Annotated in this window: 21 protein-coding genes; 3 read left to right on the forward strand and 18 right to left on the reverse strand. The window is 33.8% G+C overall.

All coding sequences use genetic code 11. The features are described from left to right. Positions 1–20: 20 nt before the first annotated feature. Positions 21–467 (forward strand): hypothetical protein, encoded by a 447-nt coding sequence (locus tag J7E44_RS15965; protein WP_214831407.1) that lies wholly within the window; start codon positions 21–23, stop codon positions 465–467. Positions 468–546: 79 nt separating this feature from the next. Further along, the gene (locus J7E44_RS15970) at positions 547–1,197 is read left to right on the forward strand and encodes an HD domain-containing protein (protein WP_214831408.1); all 651 of its coding nucleotides are present in this window, start codon (positions 547–549) and stop codon (positions 1,195–1,197) included. A gap of 98 nt (positions 1,198–1,295) precedes the next feature. On the opposite strand, the gene J7E44_RS15975 is transcribed toward J7E44_RS15970, so the two are convergent. Continuing rightward, positions 1,296–1,841 (reverse strand): hypothetical protein, encoded by a 546-nt coding sequence (locus J7E44_RS15975; RefSeq protein ID WP_214831409.1) that lies wholly within the window; start codon positions 1,839–1,841, stop codon positions 1,296–1,298. Positions 1,842–2,323: 482 nt separating this feature from the next. On the opposite strand from J7E44_RS15975, the gene J7E44_RS15980 reads away from it, so the two are divergent. Further along, the gene (locus tag J7E44_RS15980; RefSeq protein ID WP_214831410.1) at positions 2,324–3,214 is read left to right on the forward strand and encodes a T9SS-dependent choice-of-anchor J family protein; all 891 of its coding nucleotides are present in this window, start codon (positions 2,324–2,326) and stop codon (positions 3,212–3,214) included. 74 nt (positions 3,215–3,288) lie between these two features. Here J7E44_RS15980 and J7E44_RS15985 read toward each other — a convergent pair whose 3' ends face one another. The 17 genes from J7E44_RS15985 to zwf form a co-directional block, all read right to left on the reverse strand. Beyond that, on the reverse strand, positions 3,289–3,843 hold the full coding sequence (locus J7E44_RS15985; RefSeq protein ID WP_214831411.1) for a hypothetical protein: 555 nt from the start codon (positions 3,841–3,843) through the stop codon (positions 3,289–3,291). 71 nt (positions 3,844–3,914) lie between these two features. After that, entirely contained in the window at positions 3,915–5,036 is a 1,122-nt protein-coding gene (locus J7E44_RS15990) for a lactonase family protein (protein WP_214831412.1), read from the reverse strand. Positions 5,037–5,087: 51 nt separating this feature from the next. Beyond that, positions 5,088–5,624: a DinB family protein gene (locus J7E44_RS15995; RefSeq protein ID WP_214831413.1), complete on the reverse strand. Its 537-nt coding sequence runs from the start codon at positions 5,622–5,624 to the stop codon at positions 5,088–5,090. A gap of 60 nt (positions 5,625–5,684) precedes the next feature. Then, positions 5,685–6,566, reverse strand: coding sequence for a helix-turn-helix domain-containing protein (locus J7E44_RS16000; RefSeq protein ID WP_214831414.1), 882 nt, complete (start codon positions 6,564–6,566; stop codon positions 5,685–5,687). A gap of 73 nt (positions 6,567–6,639) precedes the next feature. Then, a complete protein-coding gene (locus J7E44_RS16005) occupies positions 6,640–7,947 on the reverse strand; it encodes a M20 metallopeptidase family protein (protein WP_214831415.1) in 1,308 nt (435 codons plus the stop codon). A 182-nt stretch (positions 7,948–8,129) separates the two neighbouring features. Next, a complete protein-coding gene (locus J7E44_RS16010) occupies positions 8,130–8,738 on the reverse strand; it encodes a hypothetical protein (protein WP_214831416.1) in 609 nt (202 codons plus the stop codon). A gap of 24 nt (positions 8,739–8,762) precedes the next feature. Further along, a complete protein-coding gene (locus J7E44_RS16015) occupies positions 8,763–9,743 on the reverse strand; it encodes a hypothetical protein (protein WP_214831417.1) in 981 nt (326 codons plus the stop codon). 7 nt (positions 9,744–9,750) lie between these two features. After that, the gene (locus J7E44_RS16020) at positions 9,751–12,612 is read right to left on the reverse strand and encodes a hypothetical protein (protein ID WP_214831418.1); all 2,862 of its coding nucleotides are present in this window, start codon (positions 12,610–12,612) and stop codon (positions 9,751–9,753) included. Beyond that, the gene (locus tag J7E44_RS16025; protein ID WP_214831419.1) at positions 12,609–13,073 is read right to left on the reverse strand and encodes a DUF4280 domain-containing protein; all 465 of its coding nucleotides are present in this window, start codon (positions 13,071–13,073) and stop codon (positions 12,609–12,611) included. The genes J7E44_RS16020 and J7E44_RS16025 overlap by 4 nt, the downstream gene beginning before the upstream one ends. Positions 13,074–13,097: 24 nt before the next feature. Then, positions 13,098–14,081: a hypothetical protein gene (locus J7E44_RS16030; RefSeq protein ID WP_214831420.1), complete on the reverse strand. Its 984-nt coding sequence runs from the start codon at positions 14,079–14,081 to the stop codon at positions 13,098–13,100. A gap of 55 nt (positions 14,082–14,136) precedes the next feature. After that, positions 14,137–14,895 carry a DUF7738 domain-containing protein gene (locus J7E44_RS16035; RefSeq protein WP_214831421.1) on the reverse strand — a complete coding sequence of 253 codons (759 nt, stop codon included), beginning with the start codon at positions 14,893–14,895 and terminating at the stop codon, positions 14,137–14,139. 70 nt (positions 14,896–14,965) lie between these two features. Next, positions 14,966–15,892 carry a hypothetical protein gene (locus J7E44_RS16040; RefSeq protein ID WP_214831422.1) on the reverse strand — a complete coding sequence of 309 codons (927 nt, stop codon included), beginning with the start codon at positions 15,890–15,892 and terminating at the stop codon, positions 14,966–14,968. Then, entirely contained in the window at positions 15,889–18,330 is a 2,442-nt protein-coding gene (locus tag J7E44_RS16045; protein WP_214831423.1) for an HET-C-related protein, read from the reverse strand. Before J7E44_RS16045 ends, J7E44_RS16040 begins: the two co-directional genes overlap by 4 nt. A gap of 12 nt (positions 18,331–18,342) precedes the next feature. Further along, positions 18,343–20,280 (reverse strand): type VI secretion system Vgr family protein, encoded by a 1,938-nt coding sequence (locus J7E44_RS16050; protein WP_214831424.1) that lies wholly within the window; start codon positions 20,278–20,280, stop codon positions 18,343–18,345. Between the two features lie 446 nt (positions 20,281–20,726). After that, entirely contained in the window at positions 20,727–21,317 is a 591-nt protein-coding gene (gene pncA, locus J7E44_RS16055; RefSeq protein WP_214831425.1) for a bifunctional nicotinamidase/pyrazinamidase, read from the reverse strand. A gap of 312 nt (positions 21,318–21,629) precedes the next feature. Continuing rightward, on the reverse strand, positions 21,630–22,340 hold the full coding sequence (gene pgl / locus J7E44_RS16060) for a 6-phosphogluconolactonase (protein ID WP_214831426.1): 711 nt from the start codon (positions 22,338–22,340) through the stop codon (positions 21,630–21,632). A gap of 24 nt (positions 22,341–22,364) precedes the next feature. After that, on the reverse strand, positions 22,365–23,846 hold the full coding sequence (gene zwf / locus J7E44_RS16065; RefSeq protein WP_214831427.1) for a glucose-6-phosphate dehydrogenase: 1,482 nt from the start codon (positions 23,844–23,846) through the stop codon (positions 22,365–22,367). Positions 23,847–23,857: the final 11 nt, after the last annotated feature.

Here is a 23,857-nt window from a genome sequence, read left to right on the forward strand (position 1 = left end):
TATTTGACTCGTTATTTATTATGGATTTTAATAACATTTATTTTAAAGATCAATACTTAAATATTGAAAACTCTTTCATGTTGGAAAAGATTGATATAACCTCTTTTGATGACATCATCATTTCCCATGAATTTCCGACCCGGAAATACAAGTTGTACATGTTCTTTACACAACCTGTAAAATATGAACCAAGGAAAGGCTTTATTAATAAATTGATTTGCGCGATCTTCAATCACAATAACAACCCTAAGGAGATCAAGAGGTCTTATTATGATACTTCTGTAGAAAAATTGCTTCCAATGATTAAGCAATGTCTACCGGAGGCTAATATTCCAGATTTAAGAAACAGTGTATTTTGGGGAACAGAAGACGAAAAAAATGGGTTTCAAAGAACCCTTCACATTTACAGTAGGGATAAACTTTCTTTAACCGATGTATTTAAAAAGCATAATATGATGCGTAAATAAGAGGCCTCATAAGTTTCTTAAACCAGTTTAAGAAGGTATAAAATCAAAGTATATAAATTTGTTTCAAGAAATTAATACAATGGCATTACATACTCCAAAACTCGTCGCTGGTATATCCATCCCTGATAGCAGTTTAGCCAAACAGGCTACTGAACTTTTAATTGAACACGGTTCAGAATTCCTTTATAATCATTCACTGAGGACGTTTATTTTTGCCTCATTGAATGGCGATCAAAGAAAACTGGTTTATGATCCGGAACTTTTATATATCTGTTCTGTTTTTCATGACCTGGGACTTACGCCACATTACAGCAGTCCTAATAAACGTTTTGAAGTGGACGGAGCCGATGCAGCACGTAATTTTCTGAGGGGACATGGCTTATCAGATCAGACCTTACAATTGGTTTGGGATGCCATTGCACTGCATACTACACCAGGAATTGTAGAATATAAAGAGGCTGAAGCGGTATTACTAAACTCCGGGGTTGCACTGGATGTGGTAGGAAAAGGATATGATCAGCTATCGGATACTATTCGAAAGGAAATTACAAGTTATTTCCCACGCACCAATTTTAAGAAAACAATTATACCCACTTTTTTTGAAGGGTTCAGACATAAACCACACACGACCTACGGCAACATGAATGCTGATATCTGTACCTGTATGATCCCAGGTTTTAAAAGCCCCAATTTTTGTGATGCCATCTGGCAATCTCCCTGGGAGGAATAATATATAATTTTCAAACTCAGGTCTGTAGTATAATTTAAAAAAGAGGCTGCTCACAGTGAGCAGCCTCCTTATACCTAAAAAAATTTTATCAAAGATGATTAAGGGGTTACATAGAATCTTGGCCCATGATATTTCCACGTGTCATTTCCATATCCCAATTCATTAAAACTGGTTGTATAGAAATGTGATCCTCTTTTAGTATTGAAATATTCGTATACCGGAATGTTAGTTCCATTTAAATTGATAGGTGCACCTAACATTTTAATTTTCCTCCAACCGTTTGCTTCTTGCAATTCATCAATAATTCCACTAATATAAGAATCCCCGGTGTTTGTATTATGCCAAATTGTAATATAAGGGTTACTGGTTACGACAGGACCTACAGCTCCTAAAACTCTCTCTTTAAAATAGGATGCAGGAAACGGGTGATCCTGAATGGTATAATAATGTTGCATTCTAGAGTCACTGTAGTAAGCTTGAATTATGTTAGGCATTTCAAACTTAGCCTCTCCATTCTGTGTTCTTGCTTTTGCTGCCACTACATTCATGTTTTCATCATTTTGCATATCTGTATCAGATGAGCAGCTTGTGAAAGTTAAAAATACCGTTAATGTCAACGCTGACATTCTGAAAAAATTTCTCATAAAACTGTTTAATTATTTAACGTTAAAGTTTTGACAAATATACAAAAATTCTTTAATTAGTGATTAATAAATACCATATAAATACTATTAACATTACATTTATTACAAAAATTATATCACTTATTAGTGTAATAAAACAATCAATATTAACAAATTTTAAATGATAAAGAATTTAAACATTCTTTTTATTAAATTATTTTAAAATGAATTATAGAAGTGATAATTTTTTACACAATCTCACCAACCGTTTCAATTCTTAATAAGAAATCTTTCACTAGTATTTCATTGTGTCTTCTTACATTTTGAATATCTAATTGTTTTTTTATAGCAGAATTATTTTAAAATACGTTCTAAAACAATTCACAAATCAGGGATCGTATAAACAACTGTAGACAAATTATTTAACATAAAAAAAAATATTAAAAAAACACAAGTAAATAATATTTATATCTATACATTTGATTAATTAACACATAAATACAATGAGAAAAATTTTTATTATTGGTGCTTATTTAGGGATATATTCTTTGAATGCACAAACGACCATTTTTGAAGACAGCTTTGAAAGCTATGCAGACTTTGCTTACACGACAGGAACTGTTGGCAGTTGGACTTTAACAGACCTTGATGGTAAAAACTCGTATATTTTAAACGGTTCTAGTTTTCCTAATCAGTCGATTCCAAAAGCCTTTATTGTCTTTAATAAAGCAGGAATAGTTCCGGCTACGATATCTGACCAGACAGGTGCCAGAACTGGTAATAAGGCAATGGCCTGTTTTAATGTGAGTACTCCAGCTCCACTTGTCAATAATGACTGGCTGATCAGTCCTAAGATTACTTTAGGATCTACTGGAAATAATGTTAGCTTCTGGGTAAAATCAATCAATGAATTATACGGTGAAGAAAAATTTAATGTATGGGTATCTACTACAAATACCAATACCACAAGTTTTACTAAGCTTAATCCTAATGTGATTGTTACTCCAGCTGTCGTAGAATATAACCAGCATACTTTTAATTTAGATGCTTACGCCGGACAAAGTGTATATATTGCTATACAGTGTGTTTCAGATGATCAGTTTGCCTTGTTTGTTGATGACTTTAAAGTTACAACAACAGGAACCTTAGGTACTTCTGAAACGTCTAAAGCTTCTTCTAATATCTCTGTATATCCAAATCCGGTATCCGACATTCTTACTGTTAAATCTAAAGAAAAGATTAATAATATAGAAGTTTTCGATATCAGCGGAAGAAAAGTAAATGCTACTTTAAATAATGACAAAGTTGATGTGAGAGCTTTAAATTCGGGAAGTTATATCATCAATATTGAAACTAAGGAAGGTAAAACTACTGAGAAGTTTATCAAAAAATAAGTACTGACAGACTTGAATTCATAATTGAAAAACACTCCAAATGGAGTGTTTTTTATTGGATACAAATCCACTTTCTACATTTTCCTATTGTCGACAATGACATCAAATGGGTTTTCAAAAGAACTTCTATCTTTTAAATATTGCTTGTCTTCTTCTGTTAATTCATCTGTTCCCAGCCCAATGTCTTCCCACTCCTTTCCCTCCTCTCTTCTATGGGCAAATTCAATACTTTTAATTGTTGGTTTTTTATTTAATCCTAAAACAGTCAGATCCATCAATTGACCTTCTTTAATTTCACCCTTCATAATTCGTCCAAACAGGAAAAACTGTCGTCCTGTAATTTGGAAAACATAATCAAGTTTAAACTGAGCAACAACTCGATCTCGCCAACTATGTCCACAATACCTGCATTGCTTTGCCCTTGGTGTACGGGCAAGTTTATAACACTTCGGACAGTTGTTGAAAAATACCTTTTCTGGAGTTTCAGCCATAATCCGCTTAGCTACTTCTAGTTCAAATTCTTCAGGAGTACTCTGAATATACATATGATACTGCAATGCTAACATTTCATCATTAGTCATCAAATTGCTAAAATAGTTTTTGATATAGTCTACAGTCTCTTTTTCCACGTTCAGTCTTATTTTGATTCTTACTCAGTGAAAAGGATTTTCAATCAGAACCTTCCTTTTCCATTTCTGTATTAATATTTCCTAATTTTCACACAGGAAACACCATTTATTTTTAGCTTCTTCCCTATTTTTTTTAGTAAGCCTGTTTTTTCATCACGCCGGAATACAAAAACATTTCCGCTACCTGCATTGGCTACAATTAAAAACTTCCCTGTTTCATCCATATCAAACACCCGTGCCTGTTTTCCATAAGTAGATTGATAACCAACATTTTTTAATGTTCCATCATTAAGAATTGAAAAAATGGCAATATTATTTTCATCACCCCGATTAGAAGCATATAAAAACTTACCGTCTGGAGAAATGTGAATGTCAGAGCTTTCAAAATTTTCTTTAACCTCATCTGAATGGGTATTGATCCTTTGGATATTCTCTAGTTTCCCATTATCATATGAATAAGCATCGACTGCTCCACCCAATTCTTCAATGCAATAGCCAAATTTACCATCGGGATGAAAAGTAAAATGTCTTGGTCCAGTTCCCGCATTGGTCGTTATAAAAGGCTGTTCAGCAGTTTGTAATGGTTCGGTTCTATCACCTTCAAATCGATAGGATCTAATTTTGTCCGCACCCAGATCAGGGGCAAAAAGGTAATTAAAGTCTGGTGAAAAAACAGTTGAATGAACATGGGAGCGGTCTTGTCTATAAGGATTGATACTCCCTTCTGAAAACTGAAAATTCTGAACACCCGGCTGTATGGTTCCATTTTCTAAAATCGGATATACAGAAATACTTCCTTCTGTATAATTTCCATTGACCAGCCATTTTCCATTCTTGTGAACAGTTACATACACCGGATTCTCACCGCCACTCTTTTGACTGTTGATAAAACGGAGCGTTTTCTTTTCGGGATTAAATTCAAAACTGCTTACACTTCCTGCATTTTGCGTTTTACTTTCGGTGCATGCAAAAATGTATTTCCCATTGGGAGATAAAGTTAAATAGGACGGATTTAAAACACCTTTAAAAGATGTTATTTTAGATAGTTTTCCACTAATGGTATCCAGTTGGTATACATAAATACCTTCTGTAGTTTTATCCCGGTTAAAAGATCCGAAAAAGACGTAGTTATTTTGTGAGTACAGATGTATTGATGCAAAAACGGCAACGGTTAAGGCTATTAATTTTTTCAATTTCTTTAAAGTTTATTGGAAGCTCTGGTAATAGAGTAATACTCCACAAATTTAATCATTGTACCCATTCATTGCATCAGATACATCTTTATTATTTTGATGTATAAAGTAAGTTGCCAAATCTGTATTGGAAAATCCGGTAAAATTCGCTTGGCGCAACAATGTCACCAATTGTCCCCTATGATACGTAGCGTGATTAACATAATGAGGAAGTGTTTGCCAAAACAGCATTTGTTCTTCTCCACCTCTTGGATATCTAATCGTGATTGGCTGTTGATAATGATCTTCAGGATAGCTTTCTATAAAGCTTTTTATGTCAACGGATGCCTTTTTCCAAATTTCTATCAACTCACTTTTCGTCCCTTTAAACTCAGTTGATAAATAAATTGGATCAGGAGTATTTGTCCAGAAGTCAATCCAAATCTTTTTGGCACTGACCATATGGACAACTGTTTGTTTAATACTCGTGAAACTACTAACAATAGGGCGCTCCCATTGCTCATCATTAATTTGATCAAGCCATTCAATCGTAATTTGGTCTGCCCAATTGTTGTAATTAACTAATTCTAAAAAAAACTTTTTTGTCATTTTACTTTTTATTTTAAGTTCAATGCAAAAGTAAGTTCAGGGAAAGCTATAAAGCTGTAGTTAATCGTTCAAAAGCTGTTTATAAACGTTCACATTTTGTTGCTGAAATTGTTTTGGACTTATTCCATAAATCCGTTTAAATGATTGAGAAAAACTTGAATGATTTTCATATCCAACTTCGTAAAATACTTCGCTCGGGTTTTTGTTTTGTAGTAATAGTGATGTTGCTATTTCCATTTTCTTTTGCAGGAAATATTTACTGGGTGCCACATTGTAAAGTCTTAGAAATTTTCTTTTGAAAGTAGAAATGCTTGTATGGCACAAAAAGGCTAATTCATCTAATGTAAGATTATTGGTGAGATTTTTTTCAACTGCTTTCTTTATTTCAATATCTGAATATTCTTCCATTTTTCTTGTTTGAAATGACAAGATAGCACTGGGGTATTTTTCAAGGAGATATAGCATTAATTCTTCAAACTTCAGTTGCAGCATTTGTGTTGAGACAAAAGATGATTTTTGCTGAATTAATTTAAGTGATAAAATATAATGGTTAATGAATTCATCCTTTTCAAATACGAGAAAGGGCTCTTCAACTTTTTCTGCATAGGCAGAAATACTTTTAATAATATGATCATATTTAATAAAAAAATGCGAGAGTGCCTGATCATTAAAAAAAAATAAAGTGCTGCGGTATTCATTATCAACAGAAAGCTTTTCTGTCATTAAACAATTATTTGAAGAAAGAATGGCAAATTGAGCGTTCGTAATTGTAGTTGCTTTATTTGCATAATGCAACACTTTTTCACCTTTTTCTAAAAAATTAATAAAATTCTCCTGAAGGAGTATTTTATTTCTTTGAGCCTGTTCCTTAGAAATGTAGCTGTATGTGCTAAGAATATCTCTGTCTGGTTCTCTGTTCACCTGTTGTTTGATCGTTTCCATAGTCCATCTGATGTCTTAGATGAGGATTCAGTTATATACAAATGTAGTAAACAGAATTCATTCTTAAGGAGTTTTAGTTTTTATTGAGACGCTCTATAATTAATGACGAAAAACATTTAACTCCTGTTCTGATACTTTCTTCGTCCACCTGAAAATTAGGTGTGTGATTCATCGCAATAATTCCTTTTTCAAAATTGGAACCACCAAGTAAGAAATAAACGCCGGGTGTTTTCTGTTGGAAATAAGCAAAGTCATCATTAAAAAATGGAACCTGTCCGTAATCGGGAGTGACTGCATTTTTTCCATATATATTATCAAGCGTTTTTATAGCAACTCCTGTTAATTTTTCGTCATTGATCACTGTGGGATTTTCCTGTATAAATGACAACGAAAGCAATTGGTCTTTATAACCGTTCTCTTCTATTATTTTCTTAACACGAGGAATGATCTCCGTCAGATGAGATTGATCTGTTTCATATAAATAAGCTTCCAGGAAGAATTGATTGTTCTTAGAACGGGTAGAAAAATGTTCATCAACAAACAGATAGTTCTTAAAAATAGTATTGGGGTTCATCAATCCAATTTTTGGATCAACCATATTTTGTATTTCCCATGGCTTACTCCCAGTAGTTGCACGAAATAAGGAACTACTGATCTTTTCCATTAATCCTTTTGCATCGTCTTTTGATAGTTCATTTTTTAACTGGATTCGTATTCTTTTCTGATAGGCAAACATCTCATTGGGTTTAACCATTATTTGTCCTACCGGTAGAGCTGACACATGCAATCCGTAGATCTCATCAGGATTTATTTTGGACAGCAATCCACTATCAACCATCGACTTGGCACCCACAAAGGTTTCTTCTTCCGGTTGAAATATAAAATACACTGTTCCCTTTATAGATTCTTTATTTTTTGAAAGGACATCAGCTATTCCCAATGCAATTGCCATATGTACATCATGGCCGCAACCGTGCTGAATACCTTTTATTTTAGATTTAAAAGCCACTGCATCAGGAAAATCGTTTGGCAATGCATCCATATCAGATCTCCACGCAATTTTTTTTCCTTTTTTACCTCCTCTTAAAATTCCCACAACACCATGGCCATACACGTCTGTTTCCACTTCAAGCCCCAGATCAAGTAAATATTGTTTTATAATCTTTTGAGAACGAACTTCGTGACCTGCCAATTCAGGATTTTCATGAAAATCTCTCCTGATGGCTACCAGTTTTTTAAAGATACGATCTGTTTCAAGCTCAATAGACTCGTGAACTAAGTGCTCTTTTGTCTGTTTTGGATTAGCAGTTTTATTTTTCAGTTTTTGAGCAGATGCAATGGTAGTAACAAGGCACATTAAACTTAAAGCAAGTTTTTTCATAGTCTATGGACGGCAATTTTAAACACTTAAAATGATCAAACAAATATACCTCAAATGATATTTGCTAAATTGTAAAAATGTAAGCCTCTTCATGAAAACAATTATGGCGCTTGATCTGTTACATTCAAGCAATTTATACCACTTTATATCACTAAGTTATGTAAAAAAGGTTTATACATTCATCAAACGTCTATATTTCTGTATCGATTTGAGTAGTAGATTGATATTATAAAAAATACATTATATAAAACATTAATAAAATATCCATAATTATATTTTTCCGCCGAAAGTCCAGAATCTATAGAATATCCTGAAATATTAATTATTACAGCAATAACTAGCAATGCTAACCAAAAAAGAATAAAGCTTACCGTGTTTCCTTTTAAGTTATCTATGGATTTTTTATCTTTTAATGAATATGAATAAATATAATTAGGCAACCAGGAAGCCACTGTAAGTAGCATAGACAGATTAAAGGATATGAAAAAAGGGAACAATGTTAATGCCAACAATGCACAAAAAAAATAAATAGCTACAAATCTATTTTTATCCTCTTTTTCACCTTCCTTATAAATAAACAATGGAATATTCATCAGTAATAGAAAAAACAACACCCAAAAATTAAAGAAAGAGGATTTTTCTACATTTTTGTTTTCTAAAAACATATACAAATTAAAGCCAGCCCATATCAGGTTGATTCCTATTTGCACAAATGCAGATCGGGTCAATGGGCTGGTTTTCTTTTTATTCTCCCGGTATTGTTGTTGAACTTTTTCAAGTTCTTCTTGCAATTTCTTGTTTTTGCTAAACATTCCTTATCTAATGATTTGCAGGCTGTCCGTCCCCTTTGGAATATACAGTAACATGTCTATAAAAGTTTTTCTATTCATCCCATTTTTGTCAATATCATCATAGCCTAATAGAGACTCACCACGATTTAACCCTTCTTTTGGTTCTAATCTAACTATTTTATTATTGGCATAAAATTTCATCACATAATTTTCTATAGGATAAACATTTTGCGAATATTTATCTGAATTAGCACGTGTTGTAGATACAGATTTTCCCTTTCTACCTTTTGTTGACTGAAATTTTGTTATCATGTCTTTAGGAAAATACTCTGCCTGATACCATTCTGAGTCTGCATTTAAAAAAATTGTATTCAAATAGTCATAATCCTTTTCTTTAAAGGCTGAAACCATATTTTTATAGAAGCTTACAACTTTTAATTCTAAGTCTTTTTGATTTAATTTTGACAGGTCTTGTCCATCCTCCCATCCTTTTATAGTATAAGGTACAGAAGCTTCGAAATTCACGCTGGTTTTATATTCTGTTAACTTTGAATAATCAATGTTCTGATCACTATTCTTAAACTCTAATACCTCTTCCGGAGTTTTTATTGATCCATCCTTATTCCATGCCGTTTTTTCTACTTTCAGGATAAAGTTCTCACCATTCTCAAGAAAATTCTTTTGAGTTCCATTATTATCATATCCCGGATAAAGCTCAACCTCAATGCTTTGTTTCCCGCTTTTCAGAATAGAGGAATTAATATTTACTCTTGTCATTCCAGGAATTTTATCAAAGTTTGAATAAACAGGAACTCCATTTACCATTACTTTGAAGTTAAATATAGATTGGATATCTAATTGATAAAGCGGTTCATTGTCAAATTTCTGAACTTTTTTAGAAAGATATTCTATTCTCTGTTCTGCCGTCATTGTTTTATTTTTTGATTCTTGTGCACAGCTAATAAGACTTGCTGTCAATAATAATGTTAATATAAATTTTGTCATTATCTCATTATATTATAGGTAATTTCCAACCTGTTTTCCATGTATAGGCGTCTAGTACTACTATTTTTCCATCTGCGGTATAATGTATTCCGTCTTTTTCTTTTAATGCTTTTATATCACCTGCTCCTCCATCATCAGCAACAAATCCAAGACTGATATTAGCTTCCAGTAACAATCCTTCAAATTTTACTTCAGGCTCTACATAAATACTGTGGGTGTCAGCTTTTGTAACAAACTCCAAAGCTACTCCTGTCTTTACTTCAACACTGGCTTCAATGTATGCTTTTGATTTCCAAAAAACAAAAACTTTCATACTTCCATTAGCCTGTAAATATCCTTTAATAGCAACTGAAACCTTTCCACCAAATTTACAAGGACTTCCATCATCATCTTTCATAAGTCTGGTCGTAAAATCACTGCCGGAAGCAGTGTTAATACTTCCCTTTAAAGACCCAAAAATTTCACTGCTGATAATTAGATCTAAATTAATATCAAAATTATCACCTAATGCTTCATCAAGGACATCAAGTATAGCAACAACTGCAAGAACTACAGGATGTTTAATTTTGTATAGCAGCTGATAGAGATCATATTTTGCTTCAATTCCAAATAAAGGATCTAAATTAATTGCCCCTTCTATTAAAGTACCCATTACTGGAGTTTTCAAATCTGAAGGTGCTTCAGCACACCAGCTTACAGAAAGTCCCACTTTCGGAGGCGTAAGTTCGAAACTCCAATTGCTTTTACTTTCACCTCCCCTTTTTTTAATAAGCTCCTCTAGTTTTGCTTTACGGTTACTGATTGTGGCATTACCAGAAGGGGAATTTCTGGTAGTTTCGCTATTATTTCCTTTAACAATTTTTTCAATAAGTTCCTTTAAATTTACAATCTTTTGAAGAAACTCTTTAGCTTTACCAAATTCAGAACTAAAATCGAGTGCTGCATACGGCCGGTCAAATTCACAAATCAGATTGAATTCTGCATCAAGTGTACCATGTGCTTTTTTAATAAGATTCGTAGCCTGACTTCTTACAGAATTACTTTTACGCGCCCTGTTTCTTTCCTGCGAAGCCTGTTGAATTTTTCGTTTGTTTTTTTTCTTTTTATCTTTTGGAATATTTCCTTCCTGCTGGGCATTTAGCTGCTTGATACGTTCATCGGCTTCCAGCTCTTTAAGTTTCCATGTTTCATGATATTCTTCCCTTAAATCATTGAATTTTTCACCATCATAATTATAAGCTATCTGAAGAGTCCATTTTGTATCTGGATAGACAATAATATTTAATGGGGTGCGAAATGCACACGTATTGAGATTTACGGGGTATTTTTGAGCAGCCCAGCTACTATTGGGCCAAATGGTGTTTACCAGACCAATCAAAGGACTCATTGTATTGCCCCAACTGTAATCATAGCCTATCTTTAACTTAAGCAATTCATCAGTCGGAGGCTGATATTCAAACGGATAAGAATCTTCTAATATTTTAAAGCCTGATTGTCCTTTCACTTTTTTACCGCCCGCAACCAAAGTAATCGCCTGGGTCAGGGTACTTTTATTTTCTGCTTTTTTTGTCTGTGCTTCACCTCCACTAAATAGTTCTTTGCTTTCCGCTAATCTCCATTTCCTTTTTTTTGTGGTACTATCGATCTTCAGAAGCTCTTCTATTTTTGAGATATCTATTACTTTTCCTGTATGCCTTAGCTTACCTTCATACAGACAATCTTTTGAGTTGACGTCTTTTAATTCAATGGTCAGTTCTTTTCTCATTTTATCTACTCCAGCAACAACAGGAAATATTAACTGTGTAGGATTTGGATTGTCTTTCAGTGGAAAAACCTGTATATCTACTTCCTCTTCATCCTTTTTATACTTCCCATGAATTTCTGAATAACCACAAGGTAGAAAATTAGCATAGTTCGTTTCAACATCTCCAACCAATATCACTTGATTTCCTGTAGGTTCAAGCAAAGAAACCCCAGTATGTAATTTTACTATATTAATACTATTCTTATCGCATTCCAATTCCTTTCCTGAAAAAAAGACAGAGGCTTTTAATTGAATTGAATTTTGATCAAATTTATTATTTTCATCATTTGCATAAAAACTCCAAACAGGATCAACGTAAATATTTGTTATACATTTCTGGTAATTTACACCGTCTTTTAATTCACTTTTAGTGGTGTTAAAAGATGGTTTATTCTTAGAGAGATATACTCCTACTTCTCTCGTAATTTTAGGAAATGAATTGGGTAATTTTTCTTTATTAATTTTATCCAATTCTACTTTTTCACCATCTTTCTTCCATTTTCCATCCACTTTTTCGTGCATAGGTAAATCCTCTGCCTTATAATTATTGTCAAATAATTGTATTTCTATGTCTTCCCCATATAATCCATCTGTATAAATATGTAACTGAATAGTTTCTCCATATTTTACATCTCTGGTTATTTTTTTACCATCGTTATTAATGTCATATTCTCTCCATTCATAACCAAAAACTTTTGGTTTAGTTTTTACTTTTACAAATACTCCATTTTTTGTGCTGTTCCCTGGTTTACCCTTTCCGAGAATGTAAGGTTCCAACCATGCGATCCCACCCCAATACAGACTAATAAAATTCATGGAGTGGCCTTTAACCTTACCAATACCTACAGTGGTATTATAAGAACCTTCCTGGAAATCAGGTTTATGTTTACATACACTCCAGATCCATACTAAATTATTTTGTTCGTCAACTGCCAGTTTATCCCAGTTTTCAACTTCTGCTCTTAAATATGCTTTTCCTTCCTTTGGTTCCAGAAGGACATACTTATTCGTTTCGTTATACTGATCTTTACTTTCAGGATATATTTTTATTTTAGGACTATTCATGACAATACATTTAACTGGACATAACTTTGATTATCAACAAAAAAGGGTAACATCTCAGTTAAAACTTCCTTATCTGCATTCTTCGCATTCTTCTTGGTGGCTTCAGCTGTTTGTCCATGATTAATGATCATTATACAATCAGGGCCACCAATAGGGCATGTTGCCTTACTGTCTTCCAGTAAAACTTTTCCACTATTATCCTGAAGTGTTATCTTTTCGTAGAAACCACTCCATTGGGTAACTATAACCTGACAAGGATTATTATTTAATTTTGCACAACTTCCAAAAGTGTTTTTCTCAAACGTTTTGCCAATATCCATATGTGTGGCTATCAGTTTATCACCGCCATCCTTATCATTGATATAGCGTTTACTCTGTGTCTTCACCTTAAGTTTATCCGGCGTAGTACCAAAATTACACTTGCAGGTAGCACCTTGGCAGACTAAATGTTTTTCACTCATCTTGTATTTTTTGGCATTTATTTACTATGATCTATTCTGGTCATAAAACTGAAAATCAATTATATATTCTACCTCTTTTTCAAAAGTTGATAGATATCCATTGATTGAAAATATTTCGTTGGTTTCCTGATTAAATTTATACAAAAGCTCAACTTTCCCTTTTTTTCTGTTTTTATTGAACATATCTTCTTCTTCGGTTCCGGTTATCTTTAATGCTATTCTATTCCCTCCCGTATATTCATGACTTAAAATATATTCAACTTCATATCCGACATTACGTGAAAGACCTGAAAAGTAGATATCCAAAGAATCCTTCTTTAAAAAATACGGATAACTTTGATAAACAGGCATAAAGAACAGTTTATAAAATGTATTCCTGCTAAATAAATCTTTTTTTGAATCGATGTCAGCATATGCCTGGTTTAGCTGTTCTATTATTTCGTCTGTAACTTCTGACTGGTAATATTCTTTCAGTTTTGGAAAACATTCTGTTTGCCAACGTTTAGCAATGTCTTCATTATTCAGTATACTTTTAAGTTCTCCATTCTTGTTGGTAGAAACTTGTAAAGGGTACAAAACCTGTTCAGCTTTCTCAAACAGCTGCTCAATAATTTTGTCGATTTCCTGGTTATTTATATATGTCTTTTCCTTTATCAATTCAATATACGCTTCTGTTCTTTTTACTCTGATTGTATAATGAATCTGTAAATTTTTAGGCTTAAACTTTATAATTACCCCATACACTTTATCACTCGGTTTCTCTGGAAGTTCTATTGTCGAACTTTTCAGCAACCTAACGTCCCTTACCTTATATTTTTCTGAAGGAATATAGATGTATTCAACATATTTAGGTAATGAAACAGTCAGTAATTCTAAAAGACCACAGTGTCTATTATGAAAGCCCACAAGTTCTTCAGCTGTCATATCATATTCATTAGAGAGAATTTCCAAATTAAGGATTCCCTCTGTTTTTACTTTGATATATTCTTTTACGACAGAATCTTTCATAATTCTTTAATACCCTTTGACTAACAATTATTTTGTTGCTGGTGCTGCGTATCAGCTATTTCTTTTTCTTTCTTTCTTCAAATGAAGCCTCTGTTACCTTTCGGCTGTCATGATCTGATTTCGACTCAAATCCTATTTTAAGATATTCCAATTTCTTGGTCGCAGTATAAGTTAATTCATAATACTGTAACCTTCCGTCTTTACATTCCGCTCCCGGAGCACGGTAATCACCACCAAAAGTCTCAGTTGTAGTTCCTGAATCATTTACACCATCAATATCATCATCTACATATCCGAATTTACCTGAATAAGGAAGATCTGAACGATAAGAATTAATCTCCTCAACTTTCATACCCGCTTTTACCGGAAAACCATTAAGATTAACAGCTTCTTTATATACTTTAAAGGGATAGATGTAATTTTTCTTCTTTATTTCATTTTCAGCATTAAACTTTTTTACCTGATCATCACTTATTAATGATTTTCCACCCTCCATATTTCGAGCTGCTATATTTTCTCCAGATTCAAAATCTCTTGCGTGATTTAACTGCTGAGACTTACCTTCCGGGCTATCCAGATTGAGAAAGAAAATATACACTCCGGCAACTTCTTTATTATTGTTCTGCCAATCATCTATCGCAATACCCAAATCATCCCAGACATAGGCAAGATCTGTATCCCGGCTTGGTTTTCCCAATACTTTTATCCAATCTTCAATCGGTGTTCCCAACTCTAACTTTTTCCCTTTGTAGGTTAATCCACAGGATTCTATTTTAATAGTGGCTTGGGACACATCTATAGTTTCTTTTTTCATATTTTGACATTGAAAATTTAATATTGCAAATAACAGTACTGAAAAGATGATCTTTATTTTATTTCTCATTTTATTTATTACTTACAAGGTATATTGTTGAACGACTATTGTCATAATATCGACGTACTATTACTTTATCATTAAATGGATTTTTCCACTGCATTAAATTTATCTGATCCAGATTGTTGTTATAATATTTAAAATCCATACTATTCTTACCAATTTTCAGGCGGTAATAGGCATATCCATAAGGGTAGAATGAGAAGAAAAAGTGGTTTCCAGAACTGCTATTTCCTAATACAGATGTTTCATACAACTTTAAATTAGTTTCAGTCTGGATCATCTTTTTTCCTGAAAATAAACTAAACATCTTTTTTTTACCCTCATATTGTTTTTTTAATTCATAATCATACAGACAATACTCTTTATCTTTATAGGTATACAAAATATAACCCGAATCTTCAAAACTATAACAAGATATATAATTTGAACTTATTTTTCTCCCCAGAATCTTTAATTTTATACTATCAACTCTTTTTTGTTTAATACTATCGTTGTTCTTAAAATCCACTTGTGAATTTTCTAAGCTTGTACGAATAGAATCTCCAATTTTATATCCATTTATGATTTCAATCTTTTTTATTTTGGACCAAGGAAATGAATATTTATAAACCCCATCATTATTGTACACATAAATATTTTTATTCTCGTCTACCTCAATATTATAAAAATCATTTTTTACTTGCCATATCTTTTTAAAATCTCCATTGTAAACAAAAAGAGATTTATCACTGGTTGCATAATAATATTCTGAATCATGTTTTAAATTTATAATACTATCATTAATAGAATCCATTTTAAACTTAGAATCTGAAAGCTTAGGAAAAGAATCCTGATCAGGATGCTTATCTTTTTCCGGTATAGAATAATTACAACTAAAAAGAAATATAAGAAGAAGCAATCCTCCAATAGATCTTATAAAAGACGCTTTTCTCATTTGGTCATTTTTTCAAAATATCCCATGATTTCTTTTATCTTCTTTACCGCCTCCGTGTTCATTTCTTGTAGTTCGTGCTCTGCATGATCATAAATAGTACCATATTTTAGATCTTTTGTTATAGCAGGGTTTCTTGCTACCCAATCATTCAGATATTTATCACACCATCTTGCATTGGGAGATGATGGATGTACAAAATATGTTTTGGTGGTATAATCAGCTAAGGCAGAACCGTCCATTCCATTTTTAAACCTTGTGGTCACTTCTTTTATTGCCATCTTTGCCAGTTCTGCACTGATCTTATTCAGCGGATGAGAATAGCTGTCTTTTGCAATCTGGGAGTGAGAAGGATTAACACCATAATTGGTATTCAGATGGGACTGTGCTTCTGGAATAACCTCATCAAAAGAACCCAGCACCAAATTGAAAACAAGTTTCGGGAAAAAGGCCATGATCTGTCCGGTATACCCCATTCCTTTCTGAAGGTTTTCGGCACTACGAGCTCCTAATTTTTCAAAGAAATCCCTCGACATCCACTCTTTCTTGTCTGCATTCTGATATTCCTTTGCAAGAAAATCCTGAAATTTAAGAAATTGATTGAACCAAGATAGCCATGTAGCGAATTCTACACCCAGATAGCTGGAACTTTTCTCCGCTTTATCAGATTTCTGTCCTTTAGAAAGATCTTCCAGGACACTAATAATAAATTTCTCAGCCAGAGATCTTTGTCCCGGTACCCGTCTTTTGTATTCTTTGATTTTAGGATCAAACAAAAGGTCTCCCATTTTCGGTCCGACACTGGCCATTGTATCATCAGTCAAAAAACGACCGCTGACTACTGGAATTCCAGTATACTCTTTTCCTTTATAATAAGACACCCATGGATAAGCATCAACTCCCAGTCTTCTCAAAGAGATTTCAACAAAATTGGTATGTGAGAAATAATCTTCCAAAACGTGAAGTGCCCCTCCCAAATGTCTGAAGCCTTCCGGTGTTCCTCTTTTAGAAACCGCAAGTTTAAGTTGTTCTTTTACATAGGTAACAGAAGACGGACGTTCAGGAAAGTCTTTCCAAAAGAAAGATGACATATTTTTGGTTGCGTCTATTTTCCAGGACTGACCATTATCTCCGGCATAAAGTTTTTTTTCTGTACCCGTTCCATCATACATAAAAGAAATAACCTTTCCTTTATCATCTTTAGCATCAGATTCATCTGCCAGTCCAAAAGGATTATCAATATGCTCTTCCGGACGGTAAATTCCAAGAATATCTTTTGTAAGGCCTCCATATTCTTTATTAAATTTTTCTTCCAGTGTTTTATAATCGTCAGCAGGATTTTTTCCCGCATCTTTCAATGGATCAAAAACAAATTCTCTAATAGCCAGAATTTTGATCAACTGCACCCAGCCTTCATGTGAAAGCTGCATTGGGCTTACTTCTTTGATCACCTTATTTTTCTGGGCTTTAATAGCCGCATTAGTTCCTCTTACTGTAATTTTTACAATTACCTGGGAAAAATCCCTTAACCAGTTTCCAAAATAAATTTTACGAACCTGTTCTTCTGTATACAGCTCTTTTGAAACTAAAGCTTCAAATTCTATATCTCCATGAGCAAAAGCGGCATTTTTATTGTGTTTCCTGTTTCTTCCGGCACCGTAATTGGAAATATCGTCAGTAGGATCTTCATCATATTGCCTGTCTTCTTCCACATACGCCGTGACTTTGGAATGTAAGGTAGAAAAGTCTATGATAAGATCACCCTTAAAAGTAGGAAGTTCTGCCTTGGCAAAATTCAGCTGAGATTCATTAAAGATGTCAAACCTAAACAAATAATAAGCAAACTTTGCCCCTTCGTCTATCACATCTGTATCAGGAATTCCGTTGGAAGTTAGTTCTGTACGCAGAAGATTATCTATATGGTGACCATATTCTTCAACCAGCGCTGCCATTAATTCAGCTCTTTTATCATTGTCTTTCGAAGCTTCTTCTACAAACTTTTCATTAACAATTATTTTTTTCCTTTTATTACTGTATCCGGCGGGACCACCTCTCCTTCCTACCAAACCTTTAGAAACAATAATTTCAGGAGCTTTGATCTTGTTATCGCTCAGATCTCTGTAAAGCCTGCTTAATGCCTCAGCATCGATCTCATAACCGAAAATCTGGGTCATAAATAACATGAAGGTAATCTCTCCAAGCTCTTTTGCAAGACTCATCAGCTGCTCGTGAGCATAGGTACTTTCAAGTTTATATTCACTTTCCTGCACATCTATCGGAGGTGGAACAAATTTTTCCGGCTCTCCGTAAACTACCCCATTCTCTTTTCCTATCTGGATAACTTTACTTCCAATATTTTCAATGTCATCTTTAGAGTACCTTTTATAGTCCCCACCGATAACTTTGGTGATATTCCCTTTAACAATTCTTGTTCTGCTCATGGCTGTAATGATTTAAAAATTATTACCCTTCTCTGAGCTGTTATTCTTTACCGTTTTATCAGAATGCTGTTCGTTAGTACCCGTACTTTGTGTTATGATCTTACCTTCACTTACTTCATTTCTCTCTTTCTTTGTCTCACTGTGTACATCTCCATCTATAATTTCCGTAAGTTTTCCTGTAATCATCATACTTGCATCACCAACAACAGAAGTAATTTTCATCGCACCAACACTTTGTGTGTCATTCATTGTAACAGATTCGGTTTTATTCATCCCCACTATATTACTTTGATCGGCACCTACAGTAGTGCTCATATTTTGCCCTACATTAATCATGAGATTTTCTCCTGCTATAAAGGTCATATTTTTGGGAGCACTTACTGTAATATTCCCTTTGCCATCCATAAAATAGGAATTGCCACTAGGATCTTCAATAAAGATACTTCCTTCAGTATCATTAAAGATTACTTTATTACCACTTCTTGTCTGAATGGATTTAATATGATTTTCAATTCCTCCACCCAGAGCTACCTGACCATGAAACATTCCACCCATTGCGAAAGGAAAATCGGGATGATTATATTCGAAGCCTATCATAACCTGATCTCCAACTTCTGGAACTGCTACAAATCCTCTATTCTGAGTAATCTGATCAGTACCTCCTGCATCGGGGCTCATCATCCGGATAAAATGGGTCGTATTATTTTGCTGCCAATCGAAACGTACCTTGATGCGGCCTTGATTAAGAGGATCGGTATTAGAAATGACTGTTGCAATTTGAGGCACTGCATTGGGTGTTTCAAACTGAGGTTTTGGCATAAAACCGGTTCCATCGGCTATCGCTTCAAACGATCCTGTATAATATCCTCTTGCATCTACTTCGTGAATGGCTTCTGTGATCATTAATTTCGTAAAATGCGAGGTTTGGTTTGTGTCCGGCTTTCTCATTTCAATATCTGCAGTACATCCCGGATATAAAAATGGGACTGTGGTATTTCCAGAAACCGTAAAAACCTGAACAGCTGCACTTCCTGCAGCGCTTTTTTGAGATTGATCTACATCTAATGAAATATTAGCATTAATAGGAGCCGGAGTTAATGACTGACTTGTAAAAATATTATCATTCAACTGGTAAGCATTTGAAGCTAACTCGCCAAGGTGCTGAATGTTTGTAGATGTACTTAACATTTTTGTGTTGCCGATACTGTCATATCCAAAAAATTGGGGTTTGGTATGTACCGCATTCATCTCAACTTGCACATCAGTTACATTGCTTCCATAAACAAGCTTTACCGGTTTCTCTGAAGGAGGAAGATTTCCAAAGCGCAGAACATACCCATCATAATAAAACTGCTCTCCATAAGCCTCTGCAATCCTTGCCAGGTAATTATAGTGGGTTTCATTGTATTGAGCACTGTAATTGATATAGCTCTTATTCCGGCTGTCTACATTAAAATCAAATTTCCCTGAAGCTGAACCTAATGTTTCTTTGATAACGTTTTCGGCAATAATCCCTGTGTTTACAGATTGATCCCCTCCGAAACTTTGTGTATGAGGGGCAGAATCCATTAGGATAGTAGGGCTTTTTCCTCTTAAAATAACATTGCCCAGACTCATCTTATCCTGGCTGAAGGCTACTTTTGTAATAAGCCCCACAAAACTTCTTTCTGGGCTCTCATTTTCGGCATCCTTATACCTAAATGTTACGGTCAAACGCTGTCCTAAGAACTTTTGACTATCCAAAAGGTTATGATTTTGTGCTTTACCTAAAGAATCATGCGCTAAAATTAACTCAAAATCATGGTGTTTTTTGGCACTCTGTTCTAGTCTGAAATGTTTAAAATGCTTGATTATATGGCCATCTATAACGATATCCAACTTGATCACACGGTTTATACCTGCGATGTTATTCTCTGAAATTCTTTCTGAGTTGGAAATACTTCTTTTCATTGGTGTTATTTCATGAAATATAGAAATATTTTACCTTTTCATCCTCTTTTAGTATATAAATTTAAAAAATTGTAGTAGAAGTACGATTTTTTTTAATGAAATCATTTGGATTTATTTGTGCTATTTTAGAAGTATTAAAACATTTTCAGATCAGATTTACGCATAGAATATTTGCCTGTTTTAATTAGTATTTTACTTTTTGGGAATTGCAAAAGTAAAGAGAAAAACCCAAATAAAGCGATTAAGTTGCATTAAGATAAAAAGAAAACAATCTGCTTATTAAATTGGTGGATATCTATAAAGCAAAAAACCTTCAAATTAATATTTGAAGGCTTTATTTTTAGCAGAGTATGAAGAATTATCAAAAATAGATTCTAAACCGCTGCAAAAATTTTTAATTTATTTTAGTCTAAGGAGAAAATATATGTAAATAAAACATCAAACAATTAAATCACAGTTCCTCCTTTCGATTGAAAATCTTTCTTAACACGCTCGTATCTTTCTAAATCTATCGGCTTAGAGGCGTTCTCTATAATGCTTGATTTAAAGCCTAAATCTAAGGCATCATTAGCTGTATAATACACACAAAAATCAGCTGCCACACCACAAACTGCCACCTCTGTAACTCCTCTACCTTTAAGATAATCGGCCATGCCTGTAGATTTTTTCCTACCATTATCAAAAAAGCCACTGTAGCTATCAATTTCTTTATCCATCCCCTTTCTAAAAATAGCTTCAATAGCATTCGTTGAAAGTTCTGGAACCAATTCAGCTCCTTTTGTTCCTTGGATACAGTGCTCTGGCCAAAGCACCTGATTTAATCCGTTTAATGATATTTCTTCAAAAGGTTTTTTATCCGGATGGGAGGTAAAAAAACTTTTATGCCCTATTGGGTGCCAATCTTGCGTGGCTACTACGAGATCATATTTTGACTGTAACTCGTTAATTGTTTGTACAATTTCATCACCATGGTTAACAGCTAGTGCGCCTCCCGGTAAAAAATCATACTGTACGTCGATAATAATTAAAGCATTCATAAATAAAATGTTATTAGTTTAATGGTTGAAAGCAAATTTAACCATTTTTCCACATAGTGTGATTTTTTTTCTTATAAAGCATTATATTTTATCACAATTTATTGAATTAAATACCATTTACGCATTTAATATCAACTTACACATATAATAAAATTACTTTCAATACTATTTTCTCCCTACTATAATTTTTATCACATTAATTTCAGGCTAAAAAACAGCACTATTAGAAATCTAATAGTGCTGTTTTTTCTTGAAAATGATTATTGGTTTTTAAATCCAACAACTAATCATATTTCTTTAAACTAATATTTTTCAGCCTTTTGCTTTTTCATCTGTAAAAAACAGAAATCCTTCCTTTTTCTCAATAAGCTGTAGTGGATACAATTTAGGATTGTATTCTCCATTTAACACCTCATTCAATGCCTGTTTTTTTGACTCACCAAATGCAACGACCAGTATATTTTCAGCTTTATTGATCAATGGTGCAGTTAAAGTGATCCTGAACATTTCCTGAGGTTTCAGATAATACGCAGAGACCCATTTTTCATTTTCATCCAAAACACTTTCACCTGGAAATAAAGAGGCAGTATGCCCATCATCTCCCATTCCTAGAAGGATAAAATCAAAAATACCTTTATCTCCAAGAACACTTCTGATCTGTTGCTCATATACTTTAGCATAATCCTCAGGAAGTATTCCGTCCTGATACATTGGAAAAATCTGATCTCTATTCACCGGAACTTTATCAAGAAGGGTTTCGAAAGTCATCCGTGCATTGCTTTTATCATCATCCAGAGGAACCCATCGCTCATCTACCCAAAAGAAGTACACCTTATTCCATTCAATTTTTTCTGCATATTCTTGCGTTGTCAACAAATTAAAAATTGCTTTAGGAGAAGAACCTCCACTTAATGCTACAACAAAACGATTGTTTTTCTGAATAGATTTTTTTGAAAGATCAACAAATGTATCAGCTGCCTTTCTATATAATTTTTCCAGATCTTCAAATATGGTAATATTCATTTTTAGTCTATTTAATTTATATTGTTACACCCAGCTATGACCTTGTCTTTCAACCAATGCAATACTTTCTTTTGGTCCCCAACTTCCTGCTTCATAGTTTGGAAAAGATGACTCTTTATTATTTTCCCAGGCTTCCTGTATGGTTTTTACAACATCCCAGGCTTCTTCTACCTGATCAGAACGCATAAATAAAGTAAGATCACCTATAAGTGCATCCAGCAATAATGTTTCATAGGCTTCAGGAGTATCTTCCTGACAGGCCAAATTATCAAAAATCATTTCAACCGGCTTTAAAACCAATGAAAGTCCCGGTTTTTTTGCCATAAACTGCAGTCTAATATCCATCAGTGGCTGAATATTGATAATAAGTCTGTTAGCTGATAAGTGTTGAGAACTCTCTGAAAATGTGGAATGTGGGAGTGGCTTAAACTGAATGGTAATATAAGAATGCTTCTCTTTCATTTTTTTTCCGGTACGAACATAGAAAGGAACATCCTGCCATCTTTCATTATCCAGATAGAATTTTACAGCTACAAAAGTCTCTGTATTAGAATCCCCGGCAATCCCATCTTCCTGATGATAACCTTTAGCCTCAACTCCGTTTATAACCCCTTTTCCATATTGACCTCTTACTGCATAATGATCAACCTGATCAGATGAAATCCTGCGAATCGACCTAAGGACATCCACTTTGCGATCTCGGATCTCGCCCGATTCTACTGAAGCAGGAGGCTCCATAGCAACCATACACAGAATCTGTAATAAATGATTTTGAACCATATCCCGTAATGCTCCGGTCTGCTCGTAGAAAGCTCCCCTAGTTTCAACGCCCACTTCTTCGGCAACTGTAATCTGTACCGATTCTATATATTTATGATCCCATAATGGTTCAAAAATAGAATTTCCAAATCTAAAAGCCAATATATTTTGTACCGTCTCTTTTCCCAAATAATGATCAATACGGTAAATTTGTTCTTCTTCAAATGTTTGTGCCAAAAGACTATTGAGTTCCATCGCCGATTGTTTATCATGACCAAAAGGTTTCTCAATAATGATACGATCTTTTTTAGAATCAGAAGCTAATGAGGCATTTTTAATGTGATTGGAAATAGTGGAAACAAAATCAGGTCCGATCGATAAATAAAACAACCTGTTCCCTCTTGTTCCATAGACCATATCAAAATCCTCTAATTTCTGATACAGGTTCTTATAGGAACTCTCCTCATCCAACTGATGTTGAAAATAGGTAATATGAGCTTGGAAACCTGCCCAATCTTCTGAAGTTATTTTTTTCCGTGAAAAATTTTCAAGATTTTCTTTAATGTAATTTTTAAAATATTCGTTGGTATTATCCGCCCTTCCCAGTGCCAGGATATTAAAGCCTTTGGGCATCCTGCCATCTATATATAAATTATAAAATGCCGGGAAAAGTTTTCTTTTTGCCAAATCTCCAGTAGCACCAAAAATGATTATCGTCGTTGGTTTTAGGATTTTATTTTCGTTCATTTTTCCGAATT

It is taken from the genome of Chryseobacterium sp. ISL-6 (assembly GCF_018613715.1).
Taxonomy (GTDB): Bacteria; Bacteroidota; Bacteroidia; order Flavobacteriales; family Weeksellaceae; genus Chryseobacterium; species Chryseobacterium paludis.